Below are 23134 nucleotides of genomic sequence, written 5' to 3'. Positions count from 1 at the left end.
GTTTTATTTATTCAGTGACGATGGAAAAAAGGGGATATAAAACGGAAAGAAAACACGGGAAAAAGTGGGAAGCCGTAGATTGGGCAGGAAATGCTTCTATGTACGAAATAAATATCCGGCAATACACTCCGGAGGGTACGTTTAATGCTTTTATATCTCATTTACCGCGCTTGAAGGAATTAGGGATAAATATTTTGTGGTTTATGCCGATTACGCCTATTTCTCGAAAAAATAAAAAGGGGACTTTGGGAAGTTATTATGCGGTTCAGAACTATCGGCAAGTAAATCCGGATTATGGAACGTTGGAGGATTTTAAAAATTTAGTCAAGCAAGCACATAGGGCGGGGTTTAAAGTGATTTTGGATTGGGTGGCAAATCATACGGGTTGGGATAACCCTTTGATTGAAGAACATCCAGATTGGTATATTCAAAAGGAGGGAGAAATTGTAAGCCCTGTAGAAGATTGGAGTGATGTCGCCGGATTGGATTATAACAACCGGGATTTGAGGGATTATATGATTGAAAGTTTGCTTTTTTGGGTGCGGGAAACAGAGATAGACGGATATCGTTGTGATATGGCTGCATTGGTCCCTGTCGATTTTTGGGAAGAAGCTCGGGAAGCATTGGAAAAAGTGAAACCTGTATTTATGCTGGCCGAAGCTTGGGAACCCCTATTAACGGAGAAAGCTTTCGATGCCTGTTATGGTTGGGATTTACATCATTTGATGAATGATATCGCACAACATAAAAAAGATGGAACTGCTCTGCCCGGTTATTTTCATAAAGTAGAAACACTTTATAGCCGGAATACGATTATTTTGAATTTCATTGATAATCATGACGAAAATTCCTGGCAGGGGTATATTACAGAACGTTTGGGGGAAGCTTTCCGTGTTTATGCTGTTTTGATGTATACGGTTCCGGGGATGCCTTTGGTATATACCGGGCAAGAAGTTTGTTTAAATAAACGCCTGTCTTTTTTTGAAAAAGACGTGGTAGAGTGGGAAGAAAATCCCGAATTATCACTATTTTACCGGAAGTTAAATGAACTGAAACACCAAAATCCCGCTTTGTTGACCGGGAATGACCCGGGCTGTTTTCATATTATCCCTCACTCAAATGAAAAAGAAATTTTTGTTTTTGAAAGATATAAAGCAGAAAATCACATCATTGTCGTTTTAAATTTTTCGGCAGAAAATCAGGAACTACATTTAGAGAGCGTTTTATCGGGTTCATTTTTAGAGTATTTTGAAAATGAAAAAACGGAAAACCTTCATCACCTTATCTTATCTCCCTTTGCTTATAAAGTATATGTGAAACAATTTTCCCCTTATGCTTTTTAATACAATTTTTCTATCGTCTATTCCAAGCTTTTTAGTTTAAAAAAAGAAAATAGATTCCAAAAAAGAAGGGACAATCCACAGTGCCGGATAAGCCATTTGGAAGTGGTTTTTTAAAATTTCCTTCCCTCTATGGATTTGAGAACGGACTGTTTCTTCCCGGATATGAAGAGTGGCAGCGATTGTTTTATTATCCATACCTTGAATCTTCATAAGCATGATATTTCTGCATTTCTCGGGAAGTAACTGTATCTTTTCAATGAGTTTGACAGAAATTTCCTCTTCTATAATGGTATTCAGTAAATTATCTTCTGTGAGATTATCCGGAAAAGGAACAGGAATCAGTTTGTTGTTTCGGATATAATTATGGCAGCGATTGCGGATAGCGATGTAAAAATAATTTTTACAATTTGTTATTTTAGCCATCGTTAACCGATCTTCCCATAATTTACAGAAAAAACTTTGTACCAGATCTTCAGCAACGTCTTTGTCTTTGACGAAAGAATGAGCAAAAAGGACTAACACTTTATAATACTTTTTAAAAAGGGTAGTAAAAGACATGCAATCCCCCTGACGGATCAATTGCAGGAGATAATTGTCTGTTTGCTCTACCTTGTCTTTAGCATTGGATGGAGCTTGTGTCATAAACCAATAAATCAATAAAATTATGTCTGTTTGTGATAATTTTTATCGTTCATTTCATTTTGATTTTGGTTTATAAAGACGTTCAAAATTACAATATTTTGAAGAAAATACTTCTTTTTTTGCACGTTTTATCAAAATAGGTGTCTTTATAAAAAGATGGGAATATTTGTTCTTGAAATAAGTAGGGAGAGGATACTAGGGATAAGAAATCGGTAGAAATAAAAAATGGTGAATGGTATAAATTGGGAAAAATTTGAATAAAATGGAAGACGGAGAGATCTGCAAAATGATCCGGGAATCGCTGGAAGAATTAAAAAATGAAGAGGACGGATCTTTTAGCTGTTGGGCAGTACAAAGGGAAATTCCGGAAAAGCTATATGAAAAACTGATTGGTGAGGATAAATTGAATACCCGTTATCGTTTGTATAAAGAGATAGATATAGAGCGGTCGTGGAAAAAAGTGGAAAATACAATCCGGTATCGTAGAGCATGTTGTTTAAGGGATAGAGAGGGGAAGAAGGATTACAGCCGTTCTCTTAGGTGTAAGTTATCTTTATCTGCATTATTATTTTCTCTTTTAAAATTTTATCCAAGAAGAAAAAAGTTATCGGGAATAGGAGAGGAGAAGCCTGGTGATTTCGTGAGAAAGCAAAAACCTGGAGCTCTCTCTTTGGATTAGTCTTGTCCTTTTTCTACAGAACAGGTGTTAAATAACTAACGGATTTATATTATATTTTAATTCAACCTAAAAAACAATAGTATGAAAATCTTTAAAATTTTTGAAATGTCTGTTTTTGCATTACTTGCTTGGGGTGCGTGTTCAGACGATGATGATTCGAAGAATAAATCGGATCTCCCGGTTTTCAATGTCACTTTTGAGCAGGTTTCGGTTGCCTTTTATCAAGGAGATAGATATAATGCGGGCAGTGGTAATTATGTAATTCGTATGCAGACAGATGACATTATGCTTCAATTGGATTTTGAAAGTTCTTTGTCTGAGGATGTGAATGCTGCATTTCCGGAAGCCGGGAATTATTCCCCTGCAGCGTCAACCGGAAGTCATACTGCCGGACATTACAATCTGGGAGGAAATGCGACTTATTGGACAGCTGAAGGGATTAAATACCTTGTAAAATCTGGTGATTTTACGATTGCTATCAAAGAAAATATTTGTCATGTTACAGGAGAATTTCTTTCAGAAAAAGGTGCTGTACTTCAGTTTTCTTTTCAAGCTGCTTTGCAATTCCGTTATCAGGCCGTATCTGATAAAATAGGGTTTACTTTTGTTTCGGATGCACGATATCAAACAGTACAGGATGGAGAAATCGGAGCGTATCGTTTGGAATTGACAGACGATTCAAAAGAATATACACTCGGTTTAGTCTTTTTTGATCAGCTTGCTGCCGATTCTCAGCATCCATTGCCTGCTGCAGGAAACTATGCTGCAGGAGAAAAGGGGGCTACCGTTGCTGGTACATTCCGGCCTGGGGATGCCGAAACGTTGAGTTACTGGAAGGATAAAGAAGGTCTGCATCCTATTGTTTCCGGTACATTTTCAGTTGCTTATGAGAATGTTTTCGTACAACTGAAAGGAACTTTAACAAGTGAAGACGGAAAAACTTTGAATTTTGGTTATCAGGGTAAACTTGATTTCCCAGGCGAAGAGGCTTCTTATAATTTATATACAAATCTTTCCGGGACCTGGCAAATTCAGGCCACAGACTGGCTGGTGTATAATAAAGATTCAAAAGCATGGGAGTTCGGCGGAGCAGCTCCTGATTATACCGGAAAGCTAATGGGAGATAATAAAAATCGCCTTTTTTACGGAAGCGGATTCTGGGATATGTATTGCGGTTTTTTAATGGATGCAAAGTCTGATAAGTTGGTTATTTCCACGGATCCCACAGAAAATCCTGTAGCTATGGTTACTGCCGGCTTGAAACAATATGTCTTGTTTATTACGCTCTATGATCCTCATACCGGATATCTTTTATCTGCAGGAAAAGAAATTGAACTTTCCTGGACGGAGGATTACGGAAAACTTACAGTTAAGGGGGTGAAAGGTCAGGTAACAGATTCCGAGACCGGTGATCTTATAGACGTGAATTATGAATATATGGGAGTGATCGGGACGGCGAATGGTTCCAGTTATACATTATTTTCCAACTGGTCTTTTGCTTATCTGCCTACCTTGGAAAAAGTTGAAGGACAATCTGAGGCTTCACAACCCTTTGCTTTTGAAAAAAATAAAGAAGCATTTTATGCTATTCGTAATTCCAGCGAAAATAAAATTCTGCCAGTTCAGTTTGATACGTTGGGGGCAGCGAAAATTTCTGAGATATTAACAGCTGATGAGATCGAGCGTATAACTTTTTTGCGTTAATACTGGAATTATTTGTTAATGACGATTTTAGATTTTGAAATGTTTAAAGGAATGATTATGAAAAAACTGATTTCTATAGGAATAGGTCTTCTTGCTTTTGCCTTTTTGGCTTGTTCGGATGATGAAGATAAAATAGCAATGACTTCTTTAAAAATAAGTTCGGAGAATCCGGAAGTTACTGTGCATCCAGAGGGTAACTCCGGGACAGTACAGTTTTTGGCTGCGGGGGGCAATGTGGAGATTCGTGTTTTGACTGATGGGGAAAATTGGACGGTAGTTTCAGGAGAAGAAGGATGGTGTAATTATCAGAAAGAGGGAGATAAATTGATTTTATCAGCTGAAGAAAATACCACGACGGCATTGCGTTCGGAGACGGTTACAATTTATGCCGGTGACGGAGATAGTCGGAGTGTGGTTACATTAGAAGTGACACAGGAAGCAGCAGGAGCCGCGACTTTAAGTATAAACCCGGCTCAGGATACTGTTGCGTTTACGAATGAGGGGGGGATTTATGAAGTGAGCGTGGAGACCAATCAAACCGAGTGGACTGTTTTGTCTAATCGGGAGTGGTGTCAGGTCGCTATCGATAAAGAGGCAGGTAAATTTACTATTTCTTTGGCTGAAAATAGGACGATAAATCTATTGGAGGCTTGGGTTACCGTTGTTGCGGGCGAAGGGGAAAATATAGTTTCGGAAAATATAGTGGTTACCCAAAGTACTGCAGGAGATAATATGATCATTGTATTGGAAGTAGGAGCAACGACTGAAAATGTGGGAGCCTTACCTTTTGAAGGAACGGTGAGTTGTACAATAGATTGGGGAGATGGGACTCGTCCGGAGCGGGTGATTTCCAGTTTTCCGCGGCACACTTATGAGCAAGCCGGAGTATACGAGGTTTCTATTCTAGGACAGGTGTCGAATATGAGGGCAAATGACGGAAATTATTTCGATGACAAGCTAAAAACTTGCGTAAAAGCGGTTAAACAATGGGGAAGATTAGGCTTGACTTCTTTAAAGTATGGTTTTTATAAATGTGTAAATTTAGAATATCTAGCAGTTCCGGAAAAGGATGCTTTTAGTGAGTTGACAACTGTTTACAGTACATTCTACAGTTGTACTTCTTTAAAGAACCTTCCGGAAGGACTTTTTGAAAATGCTCCGAAAGTGACAGAATTTTATGAATGTTTTTCTTCCTGTACTTCTTTAGAGGCTGTTCCGGATCGTCTTTTTGCCAATTGTAGCGAAGCTACCCGTTTTTTCCGGTGTTTTTGGAAATGTGAATCTTTAGAATCCGTGGGAGAAGATATTTTTGACGGATGTGTAAGCGCTACTTCTTTTGGACAGACATTTTTTAATTGTACTTCTCTGACGACGGTTCCCGTAGATTTGTTTGACAGCTGTAAAGGGGTGACGGATTTTAGTAATACTTTTGGTAAATGCTCTAACCTGACCGGGGAGTCCCCTTATACACTGATGAATGGAGTGAAAGTACATTTATATGAAAGAGCGGATCATGCTGAATTTACAGCCCCTACCAATACGAGAGGTTGTTTTTCAGGTTGTATTTCTCTGACGGATTATGCAGAAATCCAAACTAATTTTCCTGCTTGGCTTTAATCCGTGTTTATTCTTGACTTTTTGAAAGATAAGGTCGCCTAAAATCAGGCGACCTTTTTTTGCAAAATATTGATATATAATAATATAAAAATAGAAACGTCGGGTTATTAAAAAAGATTGCTATCTTCTTTTTTGAGTACAAAAGGTTATTTTGATCTTTTTGATTTTTTTTTATCTTTACGACTGCAAATTTGAAGCGGTGGTGATGAAAAAAGTCAATTTTTCTATTCGAAATACAAGGGTGTAATCTGGATATAACAGGGGTAAGAAAAGTATTTTTATATTTTGAGGAGTGTACAGTCGAGAAACGAGGTTTTAAATAGAAAAGGGTAGTGAACTTTTCTGCATAGGGGTTAGTGGTGCTTTGTTTGCATTAGAAATACGACATTTTAATTTAAACCTATATGACAACTCGAAGAGAATTTTTAAAGACAGTGGCTAGTTTGGCAGCTATCACTGTTGTGCCTCGTCATGTATTAGGGCGAGGGTATGTTGCTCCCAGTGATCAACTTACTAAAGGTATCATAGGTGTTGGGGCTATGGGGCGTGGCCATATTAATTATGGCAATACCCGTTTAGTGGCTATCTGTGATGTAGACAAAAACCATCTTCAGCAGGCCGCTAGTTTGGTGCCGGATAAGGTCGCTCAATACCATGATTTCAGAGATCTGATTTTAGATAAAAATGTAGATATTGTGCATATTGCTACACCGCCTCATTGGCATGCTATAATGGCAATAGAAGCTGCGAAGGCGGGAAAAGACATTTGGTGTGAAAAACCGATGACCCGAACGATAGGGGAAGGGAAGAGAGTCGTAGAAGCCATGAATCATTACGGACGTATTTTCAGGCTAAATACCTGGTTCCGGTTTAAGGATTCTTTCTACGGTTTGGGAAGTCCTGTAAAGCCTTTGAAAAAGTTGGTTCAAAGCGGTATGTTGGGATGGCCTTTGAAGGTGACGATTAGTAAACACACAGGATTTGACTGGAAGTTTTATTGGGTGGGAAAAGAAAAGTTAGAAACTCAACCGATTCCGGCCGAATTGGATTATGACTTTTGGTTAGGTCCGGCTCCTTACAAACCTTATAATGCACATCGGGTTCATCAGACTTTCAGAGGCTATTGGGATTATGACGGCGGTGGACTGGGAGATATGGGCCAGCATTATATCGATCCGGTGCAGTATATCCTGGGAAAAGATGAGACAAGCCCGGTAAAGGTAGAGGTCGATGCTCCTCAGCAACATTACGATGCTGCCGGGACATGGCGTTCCATCACTTATACGTATGAAGATGGGTGTCAGATTGTATTATGGGGGGACGATTTCGGTAATCCTGGGACACCTTATATTGCCGGACCGAAAGGAAATGTGTACAAAAATTTTGTATGCGACATTCCCGATTGGGAAAAGAAATTAGCCGGATTCCCGGATCCGGAACCCCAGCATACGGACTTTATGGAATGTATTAAAAACCGGCAGAAATTTGCTTTAAATGAAATGAATGGACATCGTTCTTCTACGATTGTCAATATGGGCGTAGCGGCCCTTCGCTTAAACCGGACATTGCACTTCGATCCGGTAAAGCAATTGTTTATAAATGATGATGCCGCTAATCTCTTGGTGAATCAGCCGATGAGGGCTCCCTGGAATATTTAATTATAAAAGAATAAATCTATGAAAAAGTTACAGATCGTATTATTTTTCTTATTCGTATTGAGTGGTCTGGCTTACGGACAACTGGATGTAAACCGGACTGTGGCGACGAAGTTGGCCGACGCCTTAGCTGTTCTTCCGGCGGAAAAAGAGAAGGTGTTGAATCAAGCAATGGCAGATATTGCTTCAACAGGACAGGCTGGTTTGAGCGAATTGATTGATATGCGGGAGACTTCTACAGGAGAGGCCCGGGTAAGGTTGGATTTTGCCTTAAACAGTATTACTGTGTATGCTACTTCTTTACAGGATCCGGTGTTGCGGAAAGATTTGCAACAAGTGTATATAAAAGCCATTGAAAAATTGAGTAAGCCCGAATCGAAAGCATTTTATATGAATTTATTGGGAATGGTGGGAGACGATGCTTCCGTCGGACTGTTCGCTTCTTTTTTAAATAATGCTTCTCTTTCCGATAACGGGGCCCGAGGCTTAGCGAAGGTAAAAAGTGAAAAAGCAGTGGAAGCTTTAATAAAAGCATTGATGCAGGTAAAGCCTGATTTAAAGAAGAATGTCATGAATGCTTTGGGGGAAATTGCTTCTTCGGAGGCTGAAGATGCTTTATTGGCGCAAGAAGGAAAATTTCCGGCGGAAGATACAGAGGTATGGTATTTTGCTCTGAGTCGTTGCGGAAGTGCAAAATCTTTGCCTGTTCTGACTAAAGCCGCTCGGGAAGCTAATTATTCTTTGGACCGGAAGAGTGGAAATGAAGCCTATATCTTCTTATTGAATAAATTGGCAGAGGGTGGAGAGAAGAAGATTACGAATAAGGCTGCTTCTGATTTGTATAAAAATGCTTTAAAGGAAAACCAGGTGGCTACCCGGATTGCTGCCTTACAAATTTTATTGAAGACAGACGATAAAAACCGGGCAAAATTGATCGTAAAAGCTTTGAACGATCCTGAACGGGAGTATCGGAATGCTGCTTTGCTGTATGCAGAGGAATATAAAGATGCTGATTTGAGTCGGGCAATTGCCGGAAAACTGAAAAAGGCAGATGCCGAGACCCAGATGGATATTATCAATTGGTTGGGGAAAAATAGGATAGCGGCTTCTTTAGAGGAAATTATACCTTATGTGAAAAGTACAGACTCGGAAGTAAGCCGAAGTGCTATAATTGCTGTTGCCCGTATCGGAGGAGATGAGGCTATTGCTTGTTTAGCCGGTTTAGTTGCTTCCGGGGAGAAAAACCAGTTGGAAAATGCAGCTTGTGTATTGAAATCTATGGAGGGAGATATTGCAACTCCTTTGATGAATTTGTTTTCCAAGGCTTCTACAGAAGGGCAAAAAACGATTTTGCAGTTAATCGGTAGCCGGAAGTGTGATCGGTATGCAAAAGCTGTTCTGGAGCTTGCTGTAAATGCTGCTCCCGAAGTAAAAGAAACTGCTCTTGGCGTTTTGAGAGAAGTCGTTACAGCAGAAAACTTACCTCAATTGTATGAGTTGTTGAAAAATGTATCTGCTACAGAGGTGGAAGCTGTTCAGCAAGCTATTATTTCAGCTTTGAATACTCTTCCGGATGCCGAGCGTTATGCTTCAGCTGCTGCACAGATGAAAAAAGAGACAGGGAATAGCCGGGACCGATATTTTAGTATTCTGGCGGCTACAGGAGATCCTGCTGCATTTGAAGTGATCCAACAAGGGTTTGCAGAGGGAAACGCAGAGACACAGCAGCAAGCTTTTAAAGCTTTACTTTTGTGGCCGGGATTTGAAGTGACAGATGCTTTGTATGAAATTTGTAAGAATAATGAAAAGGAAAAATATTTCGATCCGGCTTTTAATGCTTATGTCGCAAAAATCGCCGGAGCTGTTTTGACGGGTGAACAGAAGTTATTGCTTTTGCGAAAAGCTCTGGAGATTGCTCAGACTACTTCGCAGAAAAAGATAGTGCTGGAACAAATCCAGAAAACCGGTACATTCTTGGGGTTAATTGTTGCAGGAAAATATCTGGAGGATAATGATTTACAACAGACCGCTTGTCAGGCCGTAATGAATATTGCTTTAGCAAACAAGGCATATTATGGGGAAGAAGTCAGTCGTTTGTTGAACCGTGTTTTGGAAGTATTGAGCGGAACGGATAGCGACTACCAAAAACAGGCGATTCGGAAACATTTGGCTGAGTTACCAGAAGGAGAAGGATTTGTAAGTATTTTCAATGGAAAAGATCTGACCGGTTGGAAAGGTTTAGTTGGAAACCCTATAACCCGGACGAAGATGTCTGCTACCCGTTTGGCTGCTGAACAAAAAAAGGCAGATAAATTGATGAGGGAATCTTGGAGTGTAGAAGAGGGTATGCTTGTATTCAATGGGAAAGGAGATAATCTTTGTACTGATAAGAAATACGGGGATTTTGAGATGTATATCGATTGGAAACTTTATCCGGAAGGCAAAGAAGCCGATGCCGGTATTTATTTGCGTGGTACTCCGCAAGTGCAAATTTGGGATACTGCTCGCCGGGATGTCGGGGCCCAGGTCGGTTCCGGAGGTTTATACAATAATGAAACGAATTTGCGGAATCCCCTGCAAGTGGCCGATAACTCCTTGGGCGAATGGAATAGTTTCTTTATTCGGATGATTGGGGAGCGGGTTTCAGTTTGGTTGAACGGGATTAAAGTCGTAGACAATGTCATTTTTGAAAATTATTGGGATAGAACTCAACCCGTGCCGTTTATGGAACAAATCGAATTACAGGCGCATGGTAGCAAAGTGGCTTATCGGGATATTTATGTAAGGGAAATTCCGAGAGTAGAACCCTATGAGGTGTCGTCCGAAGAAGCAAAAGAAGGTTTCCGGGCTTTATTTAATGGAGTTTCTATGCACAACTGGACGGGTAATACGAAGGATTATGTAGCAGAAAACGGTTGTATCGTACTTTATCCTGAAAATAGAGGTGGAGGTAATTTATATACCAAAGAGGAGTTTTCAGACTTTGTATTCCGTTTTGAATTTATGTTGACTCCTGGTGCTAATAACGGTTTGGGTATTCGTACTCCGACCGAAGGAGATGCAGCTTATGTCGGTATGGAACTTCAAATATTGGATAATGAGGATCCGATTTATAAAAATCTGAAAAAGTATCAATATCACGGGTCCGTATATGGAATTATTCCTGCCCGCAGAGGTTTCCTGAAGCCTATAGGAGAGTGGAATTATCAGGAGGTCATCGCAAAAGGAAACCGGATTAAAGTTATTTTGAACGGTGAAGTTATTTTGGACGGAGATATTCAAGAGGCAACTCTTAACGGAACGATGGACAAACGCGAACATCCGGGATTGTTTAATAAAAAAGGGCATATCGGATTCCTGGGTCATGGATCGGTTGTGAAATTTAAAAATATTCGGGTTAAAGAATTGAAATAGAAAAATATTTGAACATTTGCACATTTGCATCCGGAAGTTCTGCAAGGACTTCCGGACAAATGAAATGAATTATGAAACAAAGAAGGCAAATTTTATATACGAAAGCACAATTGTTTTTTTTAGTACTTTTGCGCGTTTTGATAGGGTGGCATTTCTTGTATGAAGGATTGAGTAAAATTTTTAATCCCAAATGGACATCTTATGGTTATTTAATGGATGCACAGGGGTTCTTGGGGAATTTTTTTCATGCTTTAGCGGACAATCCAACATCTTTAGGTGTAGTAGATTTCTTAAATCCAATAGGGTTGACTCTTGTTGGCCTATCTCTCGTTTTAGGTATTGCTGCCCGTTTTGGAGCGATTGGTGGAATTTTTCTATTGGCACTTTATTATTTATCCCATATTCCTTATATCGGAGCGGAATATCTTTTCCCTTCCGAAGGCTCTTATTTATGGGTAGATAAAAATGTAATTGAAATCTGTGCTTTGTGTTTGCTGATGACGTTTCCCACGTCCGGTATTATCGGCTTGGATAGATTGTTGAACAGATATTGGAAAAAGAATTGATATGGTAGATGAAACTCAGAGCGAGGAACCACTTAAAGTCGCTCCGGACGAAGGAAGGCGGGATTTTTTGAAATCTTTGGCTACGGTCCCTTTATTGGGAGCAATGGCTTATGGTATTTATAAAAAAGTAAACCGGGAACGTGTACGCCGGAATGTGAGTGATGTATTTAAACTGGAAGGATATTCTCCACAAATCTTACCTATACAGCGGGATGGGAAAAAACTCCGTTTAGGAATGATTGGTTTTGGCATTCGGGGGAAATTATTGTTACGGAGCTGTGGTTTCGCGGAGCCTGAATATATTGAAAAGCTGAAGGAAGAGGCCCGTTTAAATTCCAAAGATACCCGTTATGAGATGTTTTGCAATCAGGAGGACTTAAATATTGAGATTGCTGCTGTTTGTGATATTTTCGATACGCATGCGGAGGCGGCTATGCGGGCGGCGGCCAATGGTAGTAAAGAAGGGGCCAATGGCAGATTGGGTAAATTACCAAAACGTTATCGGAATTATTTGGATTTACTTTCAGATCCTGATATCGATGCTGTCATTATTGCTACTCCGGATCATTGGCATGGAACAATGGCTATCGAAGCTGCACGCAGGGGGAAACATGTTTATTTGGAAAAACCGATGACTTGGACCGTTCCGGAAACCTATGCGGTCCGGGATGCGGTCCGGGAAAGCGGGATTGTGTTTCAGTTGGGACATCAAGGCCGTCAGACAGACAGCTATGTGCGAGCCAAAGAGATTATTGATAAGGGATATTTAGGGCCTGTTAACTTGATAGAAGTTTGTACGAATCGGAATGATCCGAACGGAGCTTGGGTATACGATATCGACGCATCGGCTAATTCACAAACAATCGACTGGAGCCAATTTGTTCCGGATGAAAGACGATTAAAAGAATATTACGCTTATATGAAGGCGAATAAACTGGAGCGCTTTATGGGGCCGGATCCTTATGAAAAATTTAGTTTGGAGCGCTTTTTTCGCTGGAGATGCTGGTGGGATTACAGTACCGGATTGAGTGGGGATTTATTGACCCATGAATATGATGCGATCAATCAGATTATGGAAGTGGGGATACCCTATTCGGCTACCTCCTCGGGAGGGATTTATTATTTTAAAGACGGACGGACTGTACCGGATGTATTACAGACAGCTTTTGAATTTCCGGATAAAAATTTGACACTACTCTATAGTGCCACTCAAGCCAGTAGCCGGCAAAGAGGAAAAGTAATTATGGGACACGATGCCAGTATGGAATTGGGGAATACCCTTACGATAAAAGTAGATAGCGATTCTACCCGTTACAAAAAGAAAATAGAAGAAGGCATTATACAACCGGACGTACCTTTTTATAATTATATCCCGGGTTCTGACGATGTAGATGCTATTACATCAGCTACCGAATTATATTTTGCACAAAGAGGGTTGTTGTATACTTATGTGAACGGTCAACGTTATAATACTACTTATTTACATATCCGGGAATGGCTGGAATGTATTCGGCAGGGTTTGATTCCGAGTTGCAATATAGACAGGGCTTTTGAAGAAGCCATGACCGCTCATATGGGGACCCGGGCCTATTTGGAGGGCCGTACGATGTATTGGGATAAAGAAAAGGAAGAAATCGTCAGAGGGTAGAGTAGAAAATTTATGTAAATTTGTACCGACAGAGCAATCGATACGAAAGAGTATGAAAGCATATATTTTTGAATTGGAAATGAAAGTCCGGGATTATGAATGCGATTTACAAGGGATTGTAAACAATGCGAATTACCAGCATTATATGGAGCATGCCCGGCATGAATTTTTGGAAAAAAGTGGCGCCAATTTCGGAGATTTACATCAACAAGGAATAGATGCTGTCGTAGCAAAAGTTGAGATTGAGTATAAAGTTTCGTTAACCAGTGGAGATCGTTTTGCCGTACGTTTGTATATCGTTCGTTCAGGAGTGAAATTGATTTTTTTTCAGGATATTTATCGTTTACCGGATAATAAACTTTGTGCGAAAGGAAAAGTGGAATCCGTTTGTGTGGAAAACGGAAGATTGACGCGAGGTGATTTGTTTGACAAGATTTTTGCTTCGTATTTAACATAGAAAACTTTTATTCTGTTGTACATTTCACAACTTTGTATGCGTATTTAAACTTTTTCTCGCGATTGAATGTAAATTTTTAAAAAAAAGAAGCAGATTTTTTTGGTTGAAATGAAAAAAGCACTACTTTTGTACCCGCATCCGATAGATGTCCCGGGCGCTTAGCTCAGTTGGTTCAGAGCATCTGGTTTACACCCAGAGGGTCGGGGGTTCGAATCCCTCAGCGCCCACTAGAAAAAAGAGACTTTTTTAAGGTCTCTTTTTATTTTTTGGATGCGGTATCAGGACGATGCTCTCATTTTTTGACCCATACGGCAATTTTCCCGCCGGATACCAGAAATTGCCCATTTCCGTTTTCATCGATTTTAATTTCTTCCGGACGGTTGCCTGTGATTTCATGCCAAGTTTCGTCTTTGTGTTTTTTCCCGATATTCATTATCTTATCCCCGTCTTCTCCATTGGAAAGCAAAAGGATCAGACCGGAATCCGGGTGAGTATTGTCTCCTAGTCTTACGAACCCGACTGTATTGGGATGATCAAAATAATTCTTTTGTTCTCCATAGGCATATTTCTGTCGGGTTTCTAGCAAGATGTCCAAAATGACCCGGTGAGGAGAAGCTTTTCCGGAGACTCCGTAGTAGTCTCCATAGAAAATACACGGATAACCTTTTTCCATCAATAAAATCAAACCATAAGCCAGCGGTTTAAACCAATCTTTTACTTGTGATTCCAGAGAGCTGTTTTTTTGAGAGTCGTGATTATCAATAAAAGTGACGGCTAATTCAGGATGATTCATTACCAAAGTATCTTTGAGAAGATTTTGTAAATTGTAATTTTTTCCTGTCCGGGAAGCCTGAAATAAATTGAAGTGTAAGGGGACATCGAATAAATCAACTTTATAATCGACATGCGAAAGATAGGTCTCTAACGAACTCTTGTCATTTTTCCAATATTCTCCTACAGCATAAAACTGCTTTCCTCGGTTGGCCCTTATCGATTCCAGAAAATGTTTAATAAATTGGTCGTTCATATGCTTAATGGCATCCAGACGCATCCCGTCGAGTTGTAATTCTCGGGAAACCCAAAGTCCCCAATGAATCATTTCTTTTACTACCTCCGGGTGGTCGAAATCGATATCTGCAAACATCAGATAATCGTAATTGCCGTTTTCTCTATCCACATTTTTACTCCAGGATTTACCGTCACTTACGATTTCATAAATTGCTTTTTTTTGATTAGCTTCGTTGTAATCTGTACCTGAAAAATGATACCAATGCCACTTAAAAGAAGAATATTTGTCTCCTCGGCCCGGAAAGTTGAAACCTGTCCAACCTTCAATTTCATAAGGTTCGCTGATGTCTTGCTCTCTTTGTTCCGGATTGACTTCTTTTGTCATAAATTTTTCGGTATAATCGGCTCCGGCTTTATGATTCATCACGGCATCTAAATAAACATTTATCTGATGTCTATGGAGTTCTTCTATCATTTCTTTCAATTCCTGCCGTGTGCCGTATTTTGTACGTACCGTTCCTTTCTGGTCAAATTCTCCCAAATCGTAGAGATCATAAGCGCTATATCCTTGGTCGTTTTGATGGGAGGCCTTGTAGGCGGGAGGTATCCATACAGCTGTTATACCTTTTTGTTGCAGATGGGCAGCATCCTCTTTTAACTGCTTCCATAGCTGGCCATCGTTTGGTAAATTCCATTCGAAATATTGCATCATTACTCCATTATTCATAGCTTTTTTGTATTTTTAATTCTTTTATAAAACGTTAGAGAATACAATTAAGTTTGGTTAAAAAAGAAAAAGCATCGGGTATTAAACTTATATTTTTCAGAGGCGTAATAAGTAAAAACAGAACTTTCTGATATGGAACAATCAGAGAATAAACCTGCTTGGTGGAAAGAAGCCATTGTCTACCAAATTTACCCCCGGAGTTTTCAGGACAGTAATGAAGATGGAATAGGAGATCTGAGAGGTATTATTTCCCGTTTGGATTATGTGAAAAGCTTGGGTGTAAATGTAATCTGGTTAAATCCGATATGTGCTTCTCCCAATGATGATAATGGGTATGATATTAGTGATTACCGGCAGATTATGGGCGATTTTGGAACGATGGAAGATTTCGATCTTTTATTAAAAGAAATCCATGCGCGGAACATGAGATTGGTTTTAGACCTGGTTGTCAATCATAGCAGTGATGAACACCCTTGGTTTAGGGAAGCCCGTACCTCCCGTTCAAATGCGTATTATTCTTACTATCATTGGTGGCCGGTAGAACAAGGACGTCCTCCTTTACGCCTGAGCTTTTTTGATGAAAAGGGTGATGCGTGGCGTTACAATCCCCGCACAAAATCTTATTATCTGCATTATTTTTCACGTAAGCAACCGGATTTGAATTGGGAAAATCCGAAGGTGCGCCAGGAAATGTATGCAATGATGAAATTCTGGCTGGAGAAAGGAATAGACGGATTTCGTATGGACTCGATTTCTTATATTTCAAAAGATATTGATTTCCCTGAAATCGACCAGACCCAGTATCCGGGGATATTTGAATATTATGCACAGGGTCCTCGCTTGCATGAATACTTGCATGAAATGAACCGGACCGTATGGAGTAAATACGATATTATGACGGTAGGAGAAGGTTCGGGGGAAACGGCTGATCAATTGGCTCTGTTCGTGGAACCGGACCGGGAAGAATTAAACATGCTGTATGGATTTGGACCTGCACAGGTACGGAATACTACAAAGCCGGATTCTCCTTATACGGGTATACCTTATAGTTTGATTGCTTTAAAAAAGATGTTTACTCTATGGGATCAGGCCGTAGGAAAGGGGTGGCCTTCCATTTATTTGGGAAATCACGATCAGCCCCGTATGCTCAGCCGTTTTGGAAATGATAGTGCCGAATATCGGGAGATTTCAGCAAAAATGTTGGCTACTTTTTTGCTGACAATGCGGGGAACTCCTTATTGGTATGCAGGGGATGAGATCGGAATGAGTAATATAAAATTTAAATGTATAGAAGATTATAACGATATTAATACCAAAAACCTTTATAAACAAATAGAAGAAAAAGGAGGAAATATATCGGCTTTTTTGGAGGAACAAAAACAAATTGCCCGGGATAATGCCCGGACTCCTTTTCAATGGGATAAATCCCTTTATGCAGGTTTCAGTGCGGTTAAACCCTGGTTAAAAGTAAATCCGGATTATGGTCAGGTCAATGTAGAAGTTCAGGAAAAAGCCCCCCTTTCAGTTTTAAACTATTTTCGAAAACTGGTAAAAATACGACAAAGTTATACTACTTTGATTTATGGTAAATATGTACTGTTAGACCCGGCAAATAAAAAAGTGTATGCTTATCTACGGGAAAAAGAAAGGGAAAAATTTTTGATTACGCTGAATTTTTCTCCGAAGACTGCCTATATAACTCCCGGAATGGATCTTCGCAAAGCTCGGATGATTTTAAGTAATTATGAAGAAAGGAAAGAGAAAAATGTCTGTAGGAGAATAAAACTTCGTCCTTATGAAGCTAATATCTGGAAATGGGAAGAAGCGGATTAATTCTCTATATTTTTCACTTTAATAAGGGATTTGTTATAGGAGCATTATCTTTATATTTGCCGCTAAAAAAATGAGGAAAATGTTACTGGAAACGGATTTGATTGAAAGGCGCAGAAAAATACAGAAACAAATGGGTGAGATAGGCATGGAAGGTTGTTTATTGACAATGCCCCTGAATTTATACTATTTGTGTGGAAGTGTTTTTAATGGTTATTATTATCTACCCACGGAAGGGGAGCCGCAAATGTTTGTGAAACGCCCTTCCAATTTTGTCGGTAAGAGTGTTCATTTTATTAGAAAACCGGAACAGATTCCGGATTTATTACGGGAACGGGGAGGAAAATCTCCGGAGAAGCTTTTACTGGAAGGGGATGAATTGACTTATAATGAACACCTTCGTTTACAACATATTTTTAATCTTGGGAAAATCGGAAATATTACCCCTTTGATATGTCGGATGCGAATGATAAAATCGCCTTGGGAAATTCAACAAATGCAACATACGGCTGAAAAACAGGTATTGGTTTACAGCCAAATCCCGGAATGTTATCGTCCGGGAATGACCGATTTGGAATTACAATATGAGATTGAATACAGAATGCGCCGGAACGGCTCAATCGGTTTTTTCAGAACTTTTGGAAATCACATGGAAATCTTTATGGGAAGTGTGTTGGCAGGAAAAAATGCAGAGGTCCCTTCTCCTTTTGATTTTGCTTTGGGAGGTGCTGGCATGCACCCTTCTTCTCCGTTGGGAGCAAACGGTACTCCCCTTCACAGAGGAACTTCTGTCATGATTGATATGGCTGGTAATTATACTGCTTACCAGACCGATATGACCCGCGTATATGCTGTTGGAAAATTACCAACAGAAGCTTACAGGGCTCATGAAGTGTCCCGTTATCTTCACCAGGAAATTATGGATATTGCTCGTCCCGGAATGGCTTGTGCGGAGATTTACCGGAAAGTAGAAGAAAGGGTTCGGCAGGAGGGGCTGGAAGCTAATTTTATGGGTACTTGCCAACAAGCCCGTTTTGTGGGGCATGGCGTAGGAATGCAAATCAATGAATGGCCTGTTCTGGCGCCCCGTTCGAAAGAGATACTTCAGCCGGGAATGACCTTCGCGCTGGAGCCGAAATTTGTCATTCCTTCTGTGGGGGCTGTCGGGGTGGAGAATACTTTTTTAGTAACAGAATCCGGACTGAAAAAATTGACCAGTTTTCCGGAAGAGATTATTCCTTTGGAATAAAGGGAGATATGCCACATTATCTTTATCTTTACAAAGTTAAAAAAATGGGTTATGGAAAAGTTGATTTATAATGCACGGATATTGACGATGAACCAGAGGATGGAAACGATAGAAAAAGGTTATATCCGGATAGATAAAGGAAAAATAACAGAGATAGGAAGGATGGAGGAATTAGGGGAACGTGAGGAGCATTGTGCTGGGGTAGCTTACGACCTTGAGGGCATGTGGGTGATGCCAGGTTTTGTAAATACCCACACCCACGTCCCGATGACGATGTTGAGAGGATATGCAGATGATCTTCCGTTACACACTTGGCTGACAAAATATATTTTTCCGGCAGAGGCGAAATTAGTTACTCCAGAAAATGTGAGGCTCGCCTCCAGATTGGCATTTTTAGAAATGATAAAATCTGGAACGACTTGTTTTAATGATATGTATTTCTTTGAAGATGTGATTGCGGAAGAGGCTAAAAGAGCAGGTTTGAGGGGGGTAATGAATGAATCGGTGATTGATTTCCCTACAGCCAGTTTTCGGACCGTAAAGGAGGGGTTCGAACGGGTTGAAAAGTTAATCCGTCAGTGGGAAGGAGATCATTCCATTCATCCGTCAGTTTGTGTACATGCTCCTTATACTTGTTCCCAAAAGACATTGCAGGAGGCCAAGAAGTTGGCAGATAAATATTCAACTTTGTTGCAGATTCATTTAGCTGAGACACGTAAAGAAGTAGAGGATATTACGTTGGAAAAAGGTATGTCTCCGGCAGAATATCTCTATACTATCGGGCTGTTGGACCGAAATGTGATAGCGGCTCATTGTGTATGGCTGAATGAGAAGGAAGTGGAGTTGCTGGCAAAAACTGGTACTGCTGTCGGGCATTGTCCGAAAAGTAACTTGAAACTTGCCAGTGGGATTGCCGATACAGATACCTATATAAAAGCAGGAATTACTGTCGGGCTTGGAACGGATGGGACGGCCAGTAATAATGCTTTGGATATGGTAGAAGAAATGCGCTTTGCAGCTTTGTTAGCTAAAGTGGTACATTATAATCCGGAGGCAGTAAATGCCAGAACAGCTTTGAGGATGGCGACTATTGAAGGAGCACGGGCACTGGGCTTAGGAGATATTACGGGTTCCTTGGAGAAAGGGAAACGGGCAGATTTGTTGGTGGTGCATGCCGAAGCTACAAATATGGTACCGGTTTATGATGTTTATTCTGCTATCGTATATGCTATGAATAGTAAAAACGTCCGCTCTTCCATGGTAGAGGGAGAATGGATTATGCGGGATAGAGTTGTACTGCATGTAAATAAAGAGGAAGCAGTGGAAGGCGTAAACCGCATTGCTGCCAAGATAAGAATGAAAAATTCAGATAAACGATAAGTTATTTATATTAAAAGTTTATATCCAGCTTTTCGATCTGACTTTACAACGTTTTTTATTGGAAAGAGGAATAAGTATTTCGGGAAATTTCATAACTTTACCTCTCTATTGGGACTGATTCTTTATTAAACTTTTTAAACGCTGAGTATGGAAAAATTGAATTACGGAGGATTAGATAATGAATTTACGGCTTATGAAAATGCCAGGATAGTTATATTACCTGTTCCGTATGACGGTACAAGTACGTGGTTGAAGGGAGCCGATAAAGGACCGCAGGCCATTCTGGAAGCTTCGGCTAACATGGAACTTTACGACATTGAAACAGACTCTGAAGTGTATACGCAGGGAATTGCTACTTTAGAGGCTGTAACGGAAGATCAATCTCCGGAAGCCATGTCAGATGCCGTGGAAAAACAGGTAGATGCTATTTTAATGGATAAAAAATTTCCGGTGCTCTTAGGCGGGGAACATTCTGTCAGTATCGGCTCTATCCGTGCTTTTGCAAAACATTATGAAAATTTTTCTGTACTTCAGTTAGATGCTCATTCGGATATGAGGGATAATTATGAAGGCTCCGATCACAACCATGCTTGCGTTATGGCCCGGGCTAAAGAGATGGCTACCGTTGCTCAGGTGGGGATCCGGAGTTCTTGTATAGAAGAAAAACACAACATTGATCCGGATCGGATTTTTTATGCCCATGAAATTAAAGAATCTCCTACGTGGATGTATAATGTTTCTGAAAAATTAAATGATAATGTTTATATTACAATTGATTTGGATGTATTCGACCCTGCTTATATGCCTTCTACCGGTACTCCGGAACCCGATGGCCTGACATACCGGGAAGTGATAAACTTCTTAAAATTGATTAACGAAAGACATAATATTATTGGATTGGATATAGTAGAACTTTGTCCCAATGAAATGAATAAAGCTCCGGATTTTCTGGCATCAAAACTGATTTATCAGCTACTGAGCATGAAATTCAACCATGCGTAAAACAGAAATTTTTTAGGAGAAAAAATGATAAATGAATTTGACTGAGTCAGTGGGGTCCTCATATTTGTACCTTACAATGTTTATATTAAAAAATGGAAAAGAAAGATTTATTAAAAGACACGATTAAACACATCGACATCAAGTCTTACGACTCAACCCAGTTGATTGACGCTATGCGCGATATGTCATTCACCTCACGCGATACAGCTCGTGCAGCTGATATTTTAATGAAAATGGTGAAGGAAAAAGAGTGTACGAATATTCTTACCATTGCCGGAAGTACAAGTGCAGCCGGATGTATGCAGGTATATGTGGATATGGTCCGTAATAAAATGATTGATGTAGTGGTCGCAACCGGAGCATCTATTATCGATATGGATTTGTTCGAAGCTTTGGGATTCAAGCATTATAAAGGTCGTCAGGACGTTCCGGATATGCAACTGAGAGATTTGTATATCGATCGTATTTATGATACTTTTATCGATGAAGAAGAATTACAGATTTGTGATCATACGACTTATGAAATAGCAAATGCTTTGGAACCCCGTCCCTATTCTTCCCGCGAATTTATTTGGGAAATTGGGAAATGGCTGACCCAACATTCGGTAAAGAAAGACAGTTTGATTCAGACTTGTTATGAATGCGGAGTTCCTATTTTCTGTCCGGCTTTTTCCGACTGTAGTGCCGGATTTGGTATTGGAAAACATCAATGGGAACATCCGGAAAAGCATGTTTCTATCGATTCTGTGAAGGATTTTATCGAATTGACTATGATTAAAATGAATGCTCCTACTACCGGTTTATTTATGATAGGAGGGGGTACCCCTAAAAATTTTGCACAGGATACCGTCGTATGTGCTGAAATTTTGGGACATGAGGTTCCAATGCACAAATATGCTGTGCAGATTACAGTAGCTGACGTCCGGGACGGAGCTTGTTCTTCTTCTACTTTGAAGGAAGCTTGTTCATGGGGAAAAGTGGATGTAACTTACGAACAGATGGTATATGCAGAAGGTACTACTGTCATTCCCTTGATTGCTAGTTATGTATATCATAGCGACGCATGGAAAAACAGAGAATATAAAAATTGGGTAAAATTGTACGAAAAGAAATAGTACCACCGGCTGAAGTGAATTTTTGAGGGTCCATAAAGTCTGCTGTATTTTCGACATGATCAAAAATGGAGATATCGACAAGACTTTATGGACTTCACTTTCTAAGTTTTAAAGAGAATTCTATGTATTTGTTTTTAGTGAATTATAAAAAGCCACTGGAGGAGGTGGAAAAAAATCTGGAGGCTCATCGGGCCTATTTGGATAAGTATTATTCCTTGAAGAAATTTATTTTTTCCGGACGCCGGAATCCGCGTACGGGTGGATGTATCCTATGCAATGCTTCGAATGAAGCGGAAGTAAAAGCAATTATCAAAGAAGATCCTTTCTATTTTAAAGGAATTGCTGATTATGAGATTTTGGATATTTCCTTGACGAAATATGCGGCAGGTTTTGAGAAATTTCTGTAAAGACAATGAGACTATGATAACTTATGTGATTATCGGATTGACGGTTGTAATTTCTCTGATGTGTTTTAGTAATCATGCTTTGCTTGGGAAATTGTCGATGAATCCTTATAAAGTGATCCATTCTGGAGAATGGTATCGGCTGATTACTCATGGATTTGTCCATGCAGATATGACACATCTGTTTGTCAATATGTTCACTTATTGGTCCTTTGGAACTTATATAGAATCTGTTTTCCGATACAATGATTTTGGAGCATGGGCTTATTTGGGGTTGTATTTTGGAGGAATGATTGTAGCCTCTCTTTACGATTTATTTCGTTACCGGAACGAACCTTATTATTCTTCTATTGGGGCTTCCGGAGCTGTAGCAGCTGTTTTATTCAGTTGTATCTTCCTGAATCCGTGGGATAAAATTCTTTTATTTGCTATAGTGCCTATACCTGGAATTTTGTTTGGAGTTCTTTATCTTGTTTATTGTCAGTATATGGCAAAACAGAGAGGGGGGCATATCAACCATAATGCCCATTTTTATGGAGCCGTGTTCGGTTTTATTTATCCTATATTTTTAGAACCCCGTTTGTTTCAGGTATTTCTGAATCATTTTTAGTATTGTTCAAGCCTTATAAAGAAAATAGTCCTTAAGCATTTTAAGGGATTACTGAAGGTCTTTTATTGAAAAGCAATACACTTC

Annotated in this window: 18 protein-coding genes and 1 tRNA gene; 17 read left to right on the top strand and 2 right to left on the bottom strand. The window is 39.8% G+C overall.

The features are described 5' to 3' along the window. Positions 1 to 20: 20 nt before the first annotated feature. Positions 21 to 1343 (top strand): alpha-amylase family glycosyl hydrolase, encoded by a 1323-nt coding sequence (locus HMPREF9449_RS14160; RefSeq protein ID WP_009137956.1) that lies wholly within the window; start codon positions 21 to 23, stop codon positions 1341 to 1343. A 36-nt stretch (positions 1344 to 1379) separates the two neighbouring features. Here HMPREF9449_RS14160 and HMPREF9449_RS14155 read toward each other — a convergent pair whose 3' ends face one another. Further along, positions 1380 to 1985 carry a sigma-70 family RNA polymerase sigma factor gene (locus HMPREF9449_RS14155; RefSeq protein ID WP_009137955.1) on the bottom strand — a complete coding sequence of 202 codons (606 nt, stop codon included), beginning with the start codon at positions 1983 to 1985 and terminating at the stop codon, positions 1380 to 1382. Positions 1986 to 2247: 262 nt separating this feature from the next. Between HMPREF9449_RS14155 and HMPREF9449_RS14150 the strand changes: the two genes are divergently transcribed. From HMPREF9449_RS14150 to HMPREF9449_RS14110, 9 genes are all read left to right on the top strand, one after another. Next, positions 2248 to 2664 (top strand): hypothetical protein, encoded by a 417-nt coding sequence (locus HMPREF9449_RS14150; protein ID WP_009137954.1) that lies wholly within the window; start codon positions 2248 to 2250, stop codon positions 2662 to 2664. Between the two features lie 81 nt (positions 2665 to 2745). Continuing rightward, positions 2746 to 4368, top strand: a complete 1623-nt coding sequence (locus HMPREF9449_RS14145) for a hypothetical protein (protein ID WP_009137953.1) — start codon at positions 2746 to 2748, stop codon at positions 4366 to 4368. 57 nt (positions 4369 to 4425) lie between these two features. Further along, complete coding sequence (locus tag HMPREF9449_RS14140) at positions 4426 to 5985, top strand: BACON domain-containing protein (RefSeq protein ID WP_187118607.1); 1560 nt, start codon at positions 4426 to 4428, stop codon at positions 5983 to 5985. Between the two features lie 404 nt (positions 5986 to 6389). Continuing rightward, positions 6390 to 7643, top strand: coding sequence for a Gfo/Idh/MocA family oxidoreductase (locus tag HMPREF9449_RS14135; protein ID WP_009137951.1), 1254 nt, complete (start codon positions 6390 to 6392; stop codon positions 7641 to 7643). Positions 7644 to 7661: 18 nt separating this feature from the next. Then, a complete protein-coding gene (locus HMPREF9449_RS14130) occupies positions 7662 to 11054 on the top strand; it encodes a DUF1080 domain-containing protein (protein WP_009137950.1) in 3393 nt (1130 codons plus the stop codon). A 71-nt stretch (positions 11055 to 11125) separates the two neighbouring features. Continuing rightward, positions 11126 to 11620: a DoxX family membrane protein gene (locus HMPREF9449_RS14125; RefSeq protein WP_009137949.1), complete on the top strand. Its 495-nt coding sequence runs from the start codon at positions 11126 to 11128 to the stop codon at positions 11618 to 11620. A gap of 1 nt (position 11621) precedes the next feature. Continuing rightward, a complete protein-coding gene (locus HMPREF9449_RS14120) occupies positions 11622 to 13268 on the top strand; it encodes a Gfo/Idh/MocA family protein (RefSeq protein WP_009137948.1) in 1647 nt (548 codons plus the stop codon). 52 nt (positions 13269 to 13320) lie between these two features. Further along, positions 13321 to 13725, top strand: coding sequence for an acyl-CoA thioesterase (locus HMPREF9449_RS14115; protein ID WP_009137947.1), 405 nt, complete (start codon positions 13321 to 13323; stop codon positions 13723 to 13725). Positions 13726 to 13877: 152 nt separating this feature from the next. Then, positions 13878 to 13952, top strand: a tRNA-Val gene (locus HMPREF9449_RS14110). Between the two features lie 65 nt (positions 13953 to 14017). Here the strand turns inward: HMPREF9449_RS14110 and HMPREF9449_RS14105 are convergent. Further along, positions 14018 to 15460 carry an alpha-amylase gene (locus HMPREF9449_RS14105; RefSeq protein WP_009137946.1) on the bottom strand — a complete coding sequence of 481 codons (1443 nt, stop codon included), beginning with the start codon at positions 15458 to 15460 and terminating at the stop codon, positions 14018 to 14020. Positions 15461 to 15592: 132 nt separating this feature from the next. On the opposite strand from HMPREF9449_RS14105, the gene HMPREF9449_RS14100 reads away from it, so the two are divergent. The 7 genes from HMPREF9449_RS14100 (at position 15593) to HMPREF9449_RS14070 (ending at position 23050) form a co-directional block, all read left to right on the top strand. Next, positions 15593 to 17293, top strand: a complete 1701-nt coding sequence (locus tag HMPREF9449_RS14100; protein ID WP_009137945.1) for a glycoside hydrolase family 13 protein — start codon at positions 15593 to 15595, stop codon at positions 17291 to 17293. A gap of 79 nt (positions 17294 to 17372) precedes the next feature. Then, positions 17373 to 18539 carry a M24 family metallopeptidase gene (locus tag HMPREF9449_RS14095; RefSeq protein WP_009137944.1) on the top strand — a complete coding sequence of 389 codons (1167 nt, stop codon included), beginning with the start codon at positions 17373 to 17375 and terminating at the stop codon, positions 18537 to 18539. Between the two features lie 51 nt (positions 18540 to 18590). Further along, positions 18591 to 19919, top strand: a complete 1329-nt coding sequence (locus tag HMPREF9449_RS14090; RefSeq protein ID WP_009137943.1) for an amidohydrolase family protein — start codon at positions 18591 to 18593, stop codon at positions 19917 to 19919. Positions 19920 to 20066: 147 nt separating this feature from the next. Beyond that, positions 20067 to 20921, top strand: coding sequence for an agmatinase (gene speB, locus HMPREF9449_RS14085; RefSeq protein ID WP_009137942.1), 855 nt, complete (start codon positions 20067 to 20069; stop codon positions 20919 to 20921). 92 nt (positions 20922 to 21013) lie between these two features. After that, entirely contained in the window at positions 21014 to 22036 is a 1023-nt protein-coding gene (locus tag HMPREF9449_RS14080; protein ID WP_009137941.1) for a 1,9-bis(guanidino)-5-aza-nonane synthase, read from the top strand. A gap of 122 nt (positions 22037 to 22158) precedes the next feature. After that, positions 22159 to 22443 carry a YciI family protein gene (locus HMPREF9449_RS14075; RefSeq protein WP_009137940.1) on the top strand — a complete coding sequence of 95 codons (285 nt, stop codon included), beginning with the start codon at positions 22159 to 22161 and terminating at the stop codon, positions 22441 to 22443. Positions 22444 to 22456: 13 nt separating this feature from the next. Then, entirely contained in the window at positions 22457 to 23050 is a 594-nt protein-coding gene (locus tag HMPREF9449_RS14070) for a rhomboid family intramembrane serine protease (RefSeq protein WP_009137939.1), read from the top strand. Positions 23051 to 23134: the final 84 nt, after the last annotated feature.

Origin of the sequence: Odoribacter laneus YIT 12061, assembly GCF_000243215.1 — a bacterium.
Lineage (GTDB): Bacteria > Bacteroidota > Bacteroidia > Bacteroidales > Marinifilaceae > Culturomica > Culturomica lanea.
This window is presented reverse-complemented; position numbering and strand designations above follow the sequence as displayed.

Bases quoted from the DNA above. Each gene is read 5' to 3' on its own strand.
- HMPREF9449_RS14160 (WP_009137956.1), top strand. From the start codon at position 21: ATGGAAAAAAGGGGATATAAAACGGAAAGAAAACACGGGAAAAAGTGG.
- HMPREF9449_RS14155 (WP_009137955.1), bottom strand. From the start codon at position 1,985: ATGACACAAGCTCCATCCAATGCTAAAGACAAGGTAGAGCAAACAGAC.
- HMPREF9449_RS14150 (WP_009137954.1), top strand. From the start codon at position 2,248: ATGGAAGACGGAGAGATCTGCAAAATGATCCGGGAATCGCTGGAAGAA.
- HMPREF9449_RS14145 (WP_009137953.1), top strand. From the start codon at position 2,746: ATGAAAATCTTTAAAATTTTTGAAATGTCTGTTTTTGCATTACTTGCT.
- HMPREF9449_RS14140 (WP_187118607.1), top strand. From the start codon at position 4,426: ATGAAAAAACTGATTTCTATAGGAATAGGTCTTCTTGCTTTTGCCTTT.
- HMPREF9449_RS14135 (WP_009137951.1), top strand. From the start codon at position 6,390: ATGACAACTCGAAGAGAATTTTTAAAGACAGTGGCTAGTTTGGCAGCT.
- HMPREF9449_RS14130 (WP_009137950.1), top strand. From the start codon at position 7,662: ATGAAAAAGTTACAGATCGTATTATTTTTCTTATTCGTATTGAGTGGT.
- HMPREF9449_RS14125 (WP_009137949.1), top strand. From the start codon at position 11,126: ATGAAACAAAGAAGGCAAATTTTATATACGAAAGCACAATTGTTTTTT.
- HMPREF9449_RS14120 (WP_009137948.1), top strand. From the start codon at position 11,622: ATGGTAGATGAAACTCAGAGCGAGGAACCACTTAAAGTCGCTCCGGAC.
- HMPREF9449_RS14115 (WP_009137947.1), top strand. From the start codon at position 13,321: ATGAAAGCATATATTTTTGAATTGGAAATGAAAGTCCGGGATTATGAA.
- HMPREF9449_RS14105 (WP_009137946.1), bottom strand. From the start codon at position 15,460: ATGAATAATGGAGTAATGATGCAATATTTCGAATGGAATTTACCAAAC.
- HMPREF9449_RS14100 (WP_009137945.1), top strand. From the start codon at position 15,593: ATGGAACAATCAGAGAATAAACCTGCTTGGTGGAAAGAAGCCATTGTC.
- HMPREF9449_RS14095 (WP_009137944.1), top strand. From the start codon at position 17,373: ATGTTACTGGAAACGGATTTGATTGAAAGGCGCAGAAAAATACAGAAA.
- HMPREF9449_RS14090 (WP_009137943.1), top strand. From the start codon at position 18,591: ATGGAAAAGTTGATTTATAATGCACGGATATTGACGATGAACCAGAGG.
- speB (WP_009137942.1), top strand. From the start codon at position 20,067: ATGGAAAAATTGAATTACGGAGGATTAGATAATGAATTTACGGCTTAT.
- HMPREF9449_RS14080 (WP_009137941.1), top strand. From the start codon at position 21,014: ATGGAAAAGAAAGATTTATTAAAAGACACGATTAAACACATCGACATC.
- HMPREF9449_RS14075 (WP_009137940.1), top strand. From the start codon at position 22,159: ATGTATTTGTTTTTAGTGAATTATAAAAAGCCACTGGAGGAGGTGGAA.
- HMPREF9449_RS14070 (WP_009137939.1), top strand. From the start codon at position 22,457: ATGATAACTTATGTGATTATCGGATTGACGGTTGTAATTTCTCTGATG.